Origin of the sequence: Pseudomonas sp. LABIM340, assembly GCF_040017195.2 — a bacterium.
In the GTDB taxonomy this organism is placed as follows: domain Bacteria; phylum Pseudomonadota; class Gammaproteobacteria; order Pseudomonadales; family Pseudomonadaceae; genus Pseudomonas.
In genome coordinates, this window is sequence record NZ_CM200227.1 from 2448548 (window position 1) to 2460699 (window position 12152).

Annotated in this window: 10 protein-coding genes; 6 read left to right on the plus strand and 4 right to left on the minus strand. The window is 67.3% G+C overall.

Going from position 1 to position 12152, the window contains the following annotated elements; genetic code table 11:
* Positions 1–403 precede the first annotated feature (403 nt).
* From ABKS89_RS11580 to pcaC, 6 genes are all read left to right on the plus strand, one after another.
* A complete protein-coding gene (locus ABKS89_RS11580; protein ID WP_138216259.1) occupies positions 404–1252 on the plus strand; it encodes a CoA transferase subunit A in 849 nt (282 codons plus the stop codon).
* Positions 1252–2034, plus strand: coding sequence for a CoA-transferase subunit beta (locus ABKS89_RS11585; protein ID WP_138216258.1), 783 nt, complete (start codon positions 1252–1254; stop codon positions 2032–2034). Before ABKS89_RS11580 ends, ABKS89_RS11585 begins: the two co-directional genes overlap by 1 nt.
* A complete protein-coding gene (gene pcaF, locus ABKS89_RS11590; RefSeq protein ID WP_138216257.1) occupies positions 2031–3236 on the plus strand; it encodes a 3-oxoadipyl-CoA thiolase in 1206 nt (401 codons plus the stop codon). Before ABKS89_RS11585 ends, pcaF begins: the two co-directional genes overlap by 4 nt.
* A gap of 197 nt (positions 3237–3433) precedes the next feature.
* Entirely contained in the window at positions 3434–4759 is a 1326-nt protein-coding gene (locus ABKS89_RS11595) for a 3-carboxy-cis,cis-muconate cycloisomerase (protein WP_518301042.1), read from the plus strand.
* 9 nt (positions 4760–4768) lie between these two features.
* Positions 4769–5572 (plus strand): 3-oxoadipate enol-lactonase, encoded by an 804-nt coding sequence (pcaD, locus tag ABKS89_RS11600; protein WP_348589877.1) that lies wholly within the window; start codon positions 4769–4771, stop codon positions 5570–5572.
* A 97-nt stretch (positions 5573–5669) separates the two neighbouring features.
* Positions 5670–6068: a 4-carboxymuconolactone decarboxylase gene (pcaC, locus tag ABKS89_RS11605; protein ID WP_045208224.1), complete on the plus strand. Its 399-nt coding sequence runs from the start codon at positions 5670–5672 to the stop codon at positions 6066–6068.
* A 178-nt stretch (positions 6069–6246) separates the two neighbouring features.
* Here pcaC and ABKS89_RS11610 read toward each other — a convergent pair whose 3' ends face one another.
* From ABKS89_RS11610 to ABKS89_RS11625, 4 genes are all read right to left on the minus strand, one after another.
* Positions 6247–8202, minus strand: a complete 1956-nt coding sequence (locus tag ABKS89_RS11610; protein ID WP_348589879.1) for an acetoacetate--CoA ligase — start codon at positions 8200–8202, stop codon at positions 6247–6249.
* A gap of 101 nt (positions 8203–8303) precedes the next feature.
* Positions 8304–9074, minus strand: a complete 771-nt coding sequence (locus ABKS89_RS11615; RefSeq protein WP_348589880.1) for a 3-hydroxybutyrate dehydrogenase — start codon at positions 9072–9074, stop codon at positions 8304–8306.
* 57 nt (positions 9075–9131) lie between these two features.
* Entirely contained in the window at positions 9132–10523 is a 1392-nt protein-coding gene (locus ABKS89_RS11620; RefSeq protein WP_138216252.1) for a GntP family permease, read from the minus strand.
* A 78-nt stretch (positions 10524–10601) separates the two neighbouring features.
* The gene (locus tag ABKS89_RS11625; protein ID WP_348589882.1) at positions 10602–11867 is read right to left on the minus strand and encodes an OprD family porin; all 1266 of its coding nucleotides are present in this window, start codon (positions 11865–11867) and stop codon (positions 10602–10604) included.
* Positions 11868–12152: the final 285 nt, after the last annotated feature.

Below are 12152 nucleotides of genomic sequence, written 5' to 3' on the forward strand. Positions count from 1 at the left end.
CTGTCGCAGGCATGGCCAGCTCCTACAAGGGCAGTCCTGCGCGCTCCTTGTAGGAGCGAGCCATGCTCGCGATCGCGGACAAGGTCCGCGTGCGCATTCGAACGCCGATATGAGCCCGAGCGCAGGAGTGGACTGCGTCCGCGATGTTCCTGCGCTGGGGCTGTCGCAGGCATGGCCAGCTCCTACAGGTCAACGCTGTGCCCCCCTGTAGGAGCGAGCCATGCTCGCGATCGCGGACAAGGTCCGCGCCCGCCCGAACGACCTTCCACGCCGCAAGAACCAGCCGTTAGCCCCCTAAGAGAAGTGTTCGATATTCGCACCAATAGTCGATTATCGCATTGTTCGCCCATCCCCCCGACGGTACTGTTTTCCCATCGGCACCCCCTACACAACGAGACCGACCATGGCTGAACTCCTGACTCTCCGCGAAGCGGTCGAGCGCTTCGTCAACGACGGCGACACCGTCGCGCTCGAAGGCTTCACCCACCTGATCCCGACCGCTGCCTCCCACGAGCTGATCCGCCAGGGCAAGAAAGACCTGCACCTGGTGCGCATGACGCCCGACCTGGTCTACGACCTGCTGATCGGCGCCGGCTGCGTGCGCAAGCTGACCTTCTCCTGGGGCGGCAACCCCGGCGTCGGTTCGCTGCATCGCCTGCGTGACGCGGTGGAGAAGGGCTGGCCGCGCGAGCTGGAGATCGACGAGCACAGCCACGCCGACCTCGCCAACTCCTACGTCGCCGGCGCCTCGGGCCTGCCGTTCGCCGTGCTGCGCGCCTACGCCGGTTCCGACCTGCCGAAGGTCAACCCGAACATCAAGTTCATCAACTGCCCGTTCACCGGTGAGCAACTGGCTGCTGTGCCGTCGGTGCGCCCGGACGTCACCGTGATCCACGCGCAGAAGGCCGACCGCAAGGGCAACGTGCTGCTGTGGGGCATCCTCGGCGTGCAGAAGGAAGCCGCCCTGGCTGCCAAGCGCTGCATCGTCACCGTCGAGGAAATCGTCGACGACCTGAACGCGCCGATGAACTCCTGCGTGCTGCCGACCTGGGCGCTGTCCGCCGTCTGCCTGGTGCCCGGCGGTTCGCACCCGTCCTACGCCCACGGCTACTCCGAGCGCGATAACCGCTTCTACCAGGCCTGGGACCCGATCGCCCGCGACCGCGACACCTTCAACGCCTGGATCGATACCTACATCCGCGGCACGAAAGATTTCAGCGAGTTCCGAGCCAAACTCGCGGAGGGCAAGTAATGAGCGCCTACAGCACCAATGAAATGATGACCGTGGCCGCCGCCCGCCGCCTGAAGAACGGCGCCGTCTGCTTCGTCGGCATCGGCCTGCCGTCCAAGGCCGCCAACCTCGCGCGCCTGACCGCCTCGCCGGACGTGGTCCTGATCTACGAATCGGGCCCCATCGGCGCCAAGCCCAGCGTGCTGCCGCTGTCCATCGGTGACGGCGAACTGGCCGAGACTGCGGACACCGTGGTGCCCACCGGAGAAATCTTCCGCTACTGGCTGCAGGGCGGGCGCATCGACGTCGGCTTCCTCGGCGCGGCCCAGGTCGACCGCTTCGGCAACATCAACACCACCGTCATCGGCGACTACAACAAGCCGAAGGTGCGCCTGCCCGGCGCCGGTGGCGCGCCGGAGATCGCCGGTTCCGCCAAGGAAGTGCTGATCATCCTCAAGCAGTCCCACCGCACCTTCGTCGACAAGCTGGCCTTCATTACCTCGGTCGGCTTCGGCGAAGGCGGCGACCACCGCCAGCAGCTCGGCCTGCCCGGCAAGGGCCCGGTGGCGATTATCACCGACCTGTGCATCATGGAGCCGGAAGCCGGCAGCAACGAATTCATCGTCACCACCCTGCACCCGGGCGTGACCCGCGAGCAGGTGGTCGAGAACACCGGTTGGGCGATCCGCTTCGCCGAACAGGTGACCGAGACCGTCGCGCCGACCGACGTCGAGCTGGAAGCCCTGCGCGCACTCGAAGCCCGCACCGCCGCTGCCCACGGCCAGCTGGGAGGTGAGGAATGAGCCGCGAGGTCTTCATCTGCGACGCCGTGCGCACGCCCATCGGCCGCTTCGGCGGCTCGCTCTCCGGCGTGCGGGCCGACGACCTCGCCGCCGTGCCGGTGAAGGCGCTGGTGGAACGTAACCCGCAAGTCGACTGGGCCGCGCTGGACGAGGTCTATCTCGGCTGCGCCAACCAGGCCGGCGAGGACAACCGCAACGTGGCGCGCATGGCGCTGCTGCTGGCCGGCCTGCCGGAAAGCGTGCCGGGCGTGACCCTCAACCGTCTCTGCGCCTCGGGCCTGGACGCGGTAGGCACCGGCTTCCGCGCCATCGCCAGCGGCGAGGCCGAGCTGGTCATCGCCGGCGGCGTCGAGTCCATGTCCCGCGCGCCCTATGTGATGGGCAAGGCCGACAGCGCCTTCGGTCGTGGTCAGAAGATCGAGGACACCACCATCGGCTGGCGTTTCATCAACCCGCTGATGAAGGCGCAGTACGGCGTGGATGCCATGCCGCAGACCGCCGACAACGTGGCCGATGACTACAATGTCAACCGCGCTGACCAGGACGCCTTCTCCCTGCGCAGCCAGCAGCGTGCCGGCGTCGCCCAGGCCAACGGCTACTTCGCCGAGGAAATCGTCCCGGTGGTGATCAAGGGTCGCAAGGGCGAGACCGTCGTCGACACCGACGAACATCCGCGCCCGGACACCACCCTGGAAGCGCTGGCCAAGCTCAAGCCGGTCAACGGCGAAGGCAAGACCGTCACCGCTGGCAACGCTTCCGGCGTGAACGACGGCGCCGTGGCGCTGATCCTTGCCAGCGCTGAAGCCGTGAAGAAACACGGCCTGACGCCGCGCGCGAAAGTGCTCGGCATGGCCAGCGCCGGCGTCGCCCCGCGTGTGATGGGCATCGGCCCGGTGCCGGCGGTGCGCAAGCTGCTGGAGCGCCTGAACCTGTCGGTCGACCAGTTCGATGTCATCGAGCTGAACGAAGCCTTTGCCGCGCAGGGCCTGGCGGTGACCCGTGATCTCGGCATCGCCGATGACGACGTACGGGTGAACCCCAACGGCGGCGCGATTGCCCTTGGCCACCCGCTGGGTGCCAGCGGCGCGCGTCTGGTGCTGACCGCTGTGCACCAGCTGCAGAAGTCCGGCGGCAAGCTTGGCCTGTGCACCATGTGTGTGGGCGTGGGGCAGGGCGTGGCTCTGGTCGTCGAGCGCGTGTAATCGCTCAGCCGTGTAGACCGTAGGGCGCATAACGCGCCAGCGCTTATCCGCCGACCCGTAGCCGGCGGATAACCTGTTCCAGGTTATGCGCCCTACACCAGCTCTCCGGTCATACTGTCCGACAACGCCTGCCGATCTCCGGAGTCACCTGAGTGAGCACCCACCTTCTGTTCGACGCCTACTTCACCCAGCCCGCCATGCGCGCGATCTTCAGCGACCACGGCCGGGTGCAGGGCATGCTCGACTTCGAGGCCGCACTGGCCCGTGCCGAGGCCCGCGTGGGCGTGATCCCGGCGAGCGCCGTGGCGCCCATCGCCGCCGCCTGCCGCGCCGAACTCTACGATTTCGCTGCACTGGCCCAGGCCATCTGCAGCGCCGGCAATTCCGCGATCCCGCTGGTGAAGGCGCTGGGCAAGCGCATCGCCGCCCAGGACGCCGAAGCCGAGCGCTACGTGCACCTGGGCGCCACCAGCCAGGACGCCATGGACTCCGGGCTGGTCCTGCAACTGCGTGCGGCCATCGAGCTGCTCGAAGGCGACCTCGCCCAACTGGCCGACGCACTCGCCGTACAAGCACAAGCCCACGCCGGCACGCCCATGGTCGGCCGCACCTGGCTGCAGCACGCAACGCCCGTCACCCTCGGCATGAAGATCGCCGGCTGGCTGGGCGCGATCACCCGTCATCGCCAGCGCCTGAACGAACTCAAGCCGCGCCTGCTGTGCCTGCAATTCGGCGGCGCCTCCGGCAGCCTCGCCGCGCTGGGCGAGCAAGGCTTCGCCGTGGCCGAAGCGCTGGCTGAAGAACTCGACCTGCAACTCCCCGAACAACCCTGGCACACCCAGCGCGACCGCCTGGTGGAGTTCGCCAGCCTGCTCGGCCTGATCGCCGGCAGCCTCGGCAAGCTGGGCCGCGACCTCAGCCTGCTGATGCAGACCGAGGCCGGCGAAGTCTTCGAGCCTTCCGCGCCGGGCAAGGGTGGTTCATCCACCATGCCGCACAAGCGCAACCCGGTGGGCGCCGCCGTGCTGATCGGCGCGGCCACCCGCGCGCCGGGCCTGGTCTCGACCCTGTTCGCCGCGATGCCCCAGGAGCACGAGCGCAGCCTCGGCCTGTGGCACGCCGAATGGGAAAGCCTGCCTGAGCTGTGCTGTCTCGTCTCCGGTGCGCTGCAACAGGCGCTGAGCCTGGTGCCGGGCCTGGAAGTCGATACCGGGCGCATGCTCGCCAATCTCGACCTGACCCGCGGCCTGGTACTCGCCGAAGCCGTGAGCATCGCCCTGGCCCAGCGCATTGGCCGCGACGCCGCGCATCACCTGGTGGAGCAGTGCTGCAAGCAGGCGGTGAAGGAGGGTGCACATCTGCGCGCGGTGCTCGGCGCCAACGCCGAAGTCGCCGCCCAACTGAATGCCGGGGAGCTGGATCGCCTGCTCGATCCCGCCCATTACCTGGGCCAGGCGCGCCGCTGGGTCGAGCGCGCGCTGGCCGAACACCAAGCACTTTCCTTGCGCAAAGAATCCCGATAGGAGCCTTGCATGCCTGCCGTACGTCTCGCCGATGGCGACCTGAATTACTTACTTGAAGGGCCGCAACTCTCAGGCCCCGCCGACGCTCCGGTTTTGGTGCTGTCCAACTCCCTGGGCACCGACCTGCACATGTGGGACGCGCAGGTCGCCGCCTTCGCCGAACACTTCCGCGTGCTGCGCTATGACACCCGTGGCCACGGCGCTTCGCTGGTCACTCCCGGCCCCTACAGCATCGAGCAGAACGGCCGCGACGTGCTGGCCCTGCTGGATGCGCTGGACATCCCGCGCGTGCACTTCTGCGGCCTGTCCATGGGCGGCCTGATCGGCCAGTGGCTGGCGATTCATGCGCCGGAGCGCATCGAGCGCCTGGTGGTGTGCAACACCGCCGCCAAGATCGGTACCCCGGAAGTCTGGAACCCGCGCATCGAGACCGTGCTCAGCGGTGGCGCCGAGGCCATGCGCAATCTGCGTGATGCTTCGATCTCGCGCTGGTTCACCGCCGACTTCGCCGAAGCAGAGCCGGGCAAGGTCGAGCCCATCGTCGGCATGCTGGCGCAGACTTCGCCGGAAGGTTACGCAGCCAACTGCGCGGCCGTGCGTGACGCCGACTTCCGTGGCGAGATCGGTGCAATCACCGCGCCGACCCTGGTGGTCTGCGGCGCCGCCGACCCGGTGACCACCACCGAGGACGGCCGCTTCCTGCAGGCGCGCATTCCCGGCGCTGAGCTGGTGGAATTCCGCGCCGCGCACCTGTCGAATGTGCAGGCCGGCGATGCCTTCAGCCAGCGTGTGCTGGACTTCCTGCGCGCGTGATTGCCTTCCTTTGTAGGAGCGCCCCATGGGCGCGATCGCGCCCACATCGCCTTTCTAGAAAGCGGCCCGCTCCTACAGGTTCACTTCGGAGTTAGAGATGGACGAGAAAGAACGCTACGAAGCCGGCATGCAGGTGCGCCGCGCGGTGCTGGGCGATGCCCACGTCGACCGCAGCCTGCAGAAGCGCAACGCCTTCAACGAAGAGTTCCAGGAAATGATCACCCGCCACGCCTGGGGTGACATCTGGACCCGCCCCGGCTTGCCGCGCCACACCCGCAGCCTGATCACCATCGCCATGCTGATCGGCATGAACCGCGAGGGCGAGCTGACGCTGCACCTGCGCGCCGCGCGCAACAACGGCGTGACCCGTGAAGAGATCAAGGAAGTCCTGCTGCAGAGCGCGATCTACTGCGGCATCCCGGCCGCCAATGCCACCTTCCACCTCGCCGAGGCGGTGTGGGACGAGCTGGGCACCGAGTCGCTGGGCGACGCCTGATCAGCAACGCCCGGACCACGCATCCGGGCGGTGCCTGATTGGCTGATGCTCGGCCCGCCCTGCGACCTGATCCTGTAAGAGCGCCCCATGGGCGCTATCGCGGGCATGGCCCGCTCCTACAGGTATATCGCGCTCTTGTAGGATGGGTGGAGCGAAGCGATACCCATGCTGAAAGGCCTCAACTCTCCAGCTCCTTGCGATCCCTGAACAGCTCGAGCGCCTGCGGGTTGGCCAGTGCATCGGTGTTCTTCACCGGCTGGCCGTGCACCGTGTTGCGCACCGCCAGTTCGACGATCTTGCCGCTGATGGTACGCGGGATGTCGCTGACCGCGAGGATCTTCGCCGGCACGTGGCGCGGGGTGGTGTTGCTGCGGATGGTCTGGCGGATGCGCTCCTGCAGCGCGTCGTCCAGTTCCACACCGTCACGCAGGCGCACGAACAGCACCACACGCACGTCGCCTTGCCACTCCTGGCCGATGGCGATGGACTCCAGCACCTGTTCGATCTTCTCTACCTGGCGGTAGATTTCCGCGGTGCCGATGCGTACGCCGCCGGGGTTGAGCACGGCATCGGAACGGCCATGGATCACCAGGCCGCCGTGTGCAGTTTCTTCGGCGTAGTCACCGTGGGCCCAGACGCCGGGGAAGGTGGCGAAGTAGGCGTCGAGGAATCTCTCGTTGTTCTCGTCGTTCCAGAAGCCTGCCGGGATCGACGGGAAGTGCCGCACGCAGACCAGCTCGCCTTTCTCGCCGCGCACCGGTCTGCCGGCCTCGTCCCAGACTTCCACCGCCATGCCCAGCGCCTTGCACTGAATTTCCCCGCGCCACACCGGCAGGGTCGGATTGCCGATGGCGAAGCAGGAAACGATGTCGGTGCCGCCGGAGATCGACGACAGGCAGAGGTCGGGTTTCACGTCGCGGTAGACGTAGTCGAAGCTCTCGTGGCCCAGCGGCGAACCGGTGGAGAGCAGGGTCTTCAGGCGCTCCAGCGAGTGGGTCTGGCGCGGCCGTACGTTGGCCTTTTCCAGCGCGGCGATGTACTTCGCGCTGGTCCCGAATACGCTGATGTTCTCCGCGTCGATCAGGTCCATCAGGCGCTCGGGGCCCGGGTGGAAAGGCGAGCCGTCGTAGAGCACCAGCGTGGCGCCGACCGCAAGGCCCGAGACCAGCCAGTTCCACATCATCCAGCCGCAGGTGGTGTAGTAGAACAGCGTGTCGTCGTTGCCCAGGTCGACGTGCAGGCCGTGCTCCTTCAGGTGCTGCAGCAGCACGCCGCCGGCGCCGTGGACGATGCATTTGGGCACGCCGGTGGTGCCGGAGGAGTAGAGGATGTACAGCGGGTGGTCGAAGGGTACCGGGGTGAATACCGGTTCGCCGCCGCTGTGGAAGAAGTCCTGCCAGAGGCTGACCCGCGCCGGCGTCTGGAAGTCGCTGCGGCGGGCGTGGCCGTTGGCGTAGGGGACGATCACCAGCTGCGCAAGGCTGGGCAGCTGGGCAAGGATTTCGTTGAGCTTGGCGCTGAGGTCCAGCACCTTGCCGGCGTAGCGGTAGCCGGCGCAGGCGATCAGCACCTTGGGCTCGATCTGGCCGAAGCGGTCGATCACACCATGGGTGCCGAAGTCCGGCGAGCAGCTCGACCAGGTGGCGCCGAGGCTGGTGGTGGCGAGCATGCCGACCACGGTCTGCCAGGTGTTGGGCATGAAGGCCGCGACTCGGTCGCCGACGCCTACACCGGCTTCACGCAGGGCGCGCTGCAGGCCGGCGACCTGGGCGGCCAGCTCGGCATGGCTGATCACCTCGCGACGCTCATCCTCGCTGATGGCGATCAGCGCCGGCTTGTTGTCGCGACGGCGCAGCAGGTGTTCGGCGAAGTTCAGGGTGGCGCCGGGGAACCAGCGCGCATCGGGCATTTCCGGGCCTTCCTCGAGCACCGCCGTGGGCGCCTCGTGGAACTGCACGCCGAAGGTGTCGATGATGGCCAGCCAGAAGGCTTCGCGCTCGGCGATGCTCCAGGCGTGCAGCGCGGCGTAGTCGGGCAGGTCGACTCCGTGCTGCTGCGCCACCTTGCGGCGGAAGGCGTCCATCCGGGTGGCGGCGATGCGTTCGGGGGAGGGTGTCCAGAGCAGTGGGTTCATTGACGACGACTCCAGCGAAGGATCGGTGGGCACCGCCGACCAGCGGTCCCCATCATCTTGACACGAAGCGTCGCCGGAAGTGCTTCGCCGCTGCGGGCGAATCACTGCGCGACCCAGCCGCCATCCATGTTCCAGGCGGCGCCGCGGACCTGGGCGGCGGCTTCTGAACACAAGAATAGCGCCAGCTCGCCCAGCTGGTCGGCGGTGACGAAGTCGAGCGACGGCTGCTTCTCCGCCAGCAGGTCGTGGCGTGCCTGTTCGGGGGTGGCGCCGGCCGCTATGCGCGCGTCGATCTGCTGCTGCACCAGCGGTGTCAGCACCCAGCCGGGGCAGATGGCATTGCAGGTGATGGCGCTGGTAGCGGTCTCCAGGGCGGTGGTCTTGGTCAGGCCGATCACCCCGTGCTTGGCGGCCACGTAGGCGCTCTTGCCGGCAGAGGCGACCAGGCCGTGGGTCGAGGCGATGTTGAGGATGCGCCCCCAGCCGCGCTGGCGCATGCCCGGCAGCGCCAGGCGGGTGGTGTGGAACACCGAGGAGAGGTTGATGGCGATGATCGCGTTCCAGCGCTCCACGGGGAACTCCTCCAGCGCCGCGACGTGCTGGATGCCCGCGTTGTTGACCAGGATGTCGAGGCCGCCGAACTCGCGCTCGACGTAGGCGATCATCTCGGCGATCTGCTCGGGATGTGCCATGTCCGCGCCGTGGTGGCCGATGCGTGTGCCGTGTATCGACAGCTCGTGCACCGCCGCATCGATGTCGCCGAAGCCATTGACCACCACGTTGGCACCCGCCTGTGCAAGGCGCGCGGCGATGCCCAGGCCGATGCCGCTGGTGGAGCCGGTGACCAGTGCGGTCTTGCCTTTGAGAGTCATGCAAATCTCCTCTGGAACGGGGCGGTCGCCGCGCGGCGACCGCTTGAAGACAACCGGTTATACGATCCCGGTGGCGTAGAAGGTGCCGATCACCACGAACACCGCGAGGGTCTTGATCAGGGTGATGGCGAAGATGTCCTTGTAGGCCTCGCGGTGGGTCAGGCCGGTGACCGCGAGCAGGGTGATGACCGCGCCGTTGTGCGGCAGGGTATCCATGCCGCCGGAGGCCATGGCCGCGACCCGGTGCAGCACTTCCAGCGGGATGTTGGCGGCGTGGGCGGCGGCGATGAACTGCTCGGACATGGCCGCCAGGGCGATGCTCATGCCGCCCGACGCCGAGCCGGTGATGCCGGCCAGGGTGGTGACGGTGATGGCCTCGTTGATCAGCGGATCGGGAATCTTCTTCAGCGCATCGGCCAGCACCAGGAAGCCCGGCAGGGAGGCAATCACCGCACCGAAGCCGTATTCCGAAGCCGTGTTCATGGCCGCCAGCAGCGCGCCGCCCACAGCAGTCTTGCTGCCTTCGGCGAGCTTGCTGCGGATGACTGCGAAGCTGGTCACCAGCACCAGCAGAATGCCCAGCAGCAGTGCCGCCTGCACCGCCCAGATGCCGGTCAGCTTGGCCACGTCGCTGGCCACCGGGGCGGCCATGCCGGCCAGTTGCAGGCTGTGGGTCTTGCCGTAGACCTGGGGAATCCAGTGGGTGAACAGCAGGTTGGCAACGCCCACCAGCACCAGCGGCGAGAGCGCCAGCAGCGGGTTGGGCAGCCGGATGTCGTCGGCGGTTTCCGGCTCGTTGCGCAGCTCGCTGCCATAGCCCTCGCCGGCGGCGCGCGCCTTGCCGGCCTGGCGACGCAGGAAGAGCATGCCGACGGTGAACACGAACAGGCTGCCGATCAGCCCCAGCCAGGGCGCGGCCCAGCCGGTGGTGTTGAAGAAGGCGGTGGGGATGATGTTCTGGATCTGCGGGGTGCCGGGCAGGGCATCCATGGTGAAGCTGAACGCGCCCAGGGCGATGGTCGCCGGGATCAGCCGCTTGGGAATGTTGCTCTGGCGGAACATCTCGGCGGCGAACGGATAGACCGCGAACACCACCACGAACAGCGAGACGCCGCCGTAGGTGAGCAGGGCGCAGACCAGCACGATCACCAGCATCGCCTGACTGGTGCCGAGCAGGCGGATAGCGGCGGCGACAATGGAACGCGAGAAGCCCGACAGCTCGATCAGCTTGCCGAACACTGCGCCGAGCAGGAACACCGGGAAGTAGAGTTTGACGAAGCCGACCATCTTCTCCATGAACACCCCGGTGAAGGCCGGGGCGACGGCGGCAGGGTCCGTCAGCAGCACCGCGAGCAGCGCCGCGATGGGGGCGAAAAGGATCACGCTGTAGCCGCGGTAGGCGGCGAGCATCAGCAGGGCGAGGGCCGCAAGGGCGATGACCACGCTCATCGAAGTATCTCCAGTTGTCGCGCGGCCAGGAGCCGCGCGTCGTTCTTGTTGTAGTTGGGGTGCGTGACGTTCAGGCGTTTACCAGAGCGGCAGCACGTAGCTGAGGATCAGGCGGTTCTCGTCCAGGTCGTTGCCGAAGTGGCTGGAGCGCACCGTCGCGTTGCGCCACTTTACGCCGACGTTCTTCAGCGGGCCGCTCTGCACCACGTAGCCGATGTCGGTGTCGCGTTCCCACTCCTTGCCTTCGGGCTTGCCCGCGCCCAGTTCGATGCTGTCGCCGGACAGGTAGCGCGTCATGAAGGTCAGGCCGGGAACCCCGAGGGCGCCGAAGTCGTAGTCGTAGCGGGCCTGCCAGGATTTCTCGTCGCGGTTGGCGAAGTCGCCGATCTGCACGAAGTTGACCAGGAAGGCGTCGGTGCCGCCGATGTAGGCGAAGCCGGTGTCGCCGCTCATCTTCTGGTAGCCGGCGCCGAAGCCGTGGCCGCCCAGGGCATAGGTGAGCATCGCGCCGAAGGCGCGGTTGTCGACGTTGCTGTGGCCGTCGTCGTCGGAGCGCGCATAGCGCAGGTCGGTCTTCAGCGACTGGCCGGCGGCGACGGGCAGCACGTGCACCAGGTTGATGATGTGCTGGTCGTAGAGCCCGTCGAGCTTGGCGTAGCTGTAGCCGGTGGTCAGTTGCGGCGTCCACTTGTAGCTCAGGCCGGCGAAGTCGAACTGGTCGCTGGTGTCGGTGGCGACGATGCCGCGTGCGCTGCCGCTGGTGACGGTCATGTCCTCGCGGTTGGACGAGTCGCGCTGGCTCACCTGGCGCAGGCGGCCGCCGTCGAAGGTCAGGCCGGCGAACTCGGCGGAATTCAGGTGCGCGCCTTCGAAGGTCTGCGGCAGCAGGCGCGAATCGTTGGCCAGCACGGTGGGCAGCTTGGGCAGCAGGGTGCCGATCTTCAGTGTGCTTTTGGAGGCGCGCAGCTTGGCGGTCAGGCCCAGTTCGCTGTAGTCGTCCGGCGCGCCGTTGACCTTGTGCTTGTCGCGCGGCAGCAGGCCGGAGCCGGCGCGGTCGGGGCTGGAATCCAGCTTCACGCCGAGCAGGCCGAGGGCATCCACGCCCACGCCGATGGTGCCTTCGGTGTAGCCGGACTCGTAGCGCAGCAGGAAGCCCTGGGCCCATTCGTCCTGCTTGGACTGCGCGGCGTTGTCCTGGCGGAAGTCGCGGTTGAAATAGAAGTTGCGCAGTTCGACGCTGGCCTTGCTGTCGGCAAGAAATTCGGCGAAGGCCTGGGGCGAAAGGGCGAGGGTGGAACCGAGGGCGGTCAGAACGGCGGCATGATTGAGCGTGGAGCGGCTCATCGGGTGATCTCCTGGCGCGGCGCCGTGTGCGAAGCGGGACTAGCCGTGGTGTCCGCTGGGGTCTGTTCGCGTTCGGGCTGCGTTGATTGTTGTTATGTCGGCTGTGCGGTGCGAAGGCCGCGAGAGGCGACATAGCCAGGACCGTGCCAGGATTGTAACTATATGATTTTTAAGTCTTATTTTGAGAATAACGGCTGCCGGGGGATGGCGTTTGTCTCTGAATGGAGACGGGTCTCCACAAGGCTTTGCCAGGGATTCAGTGATTTTGCGGAGAAACTGGCTTGT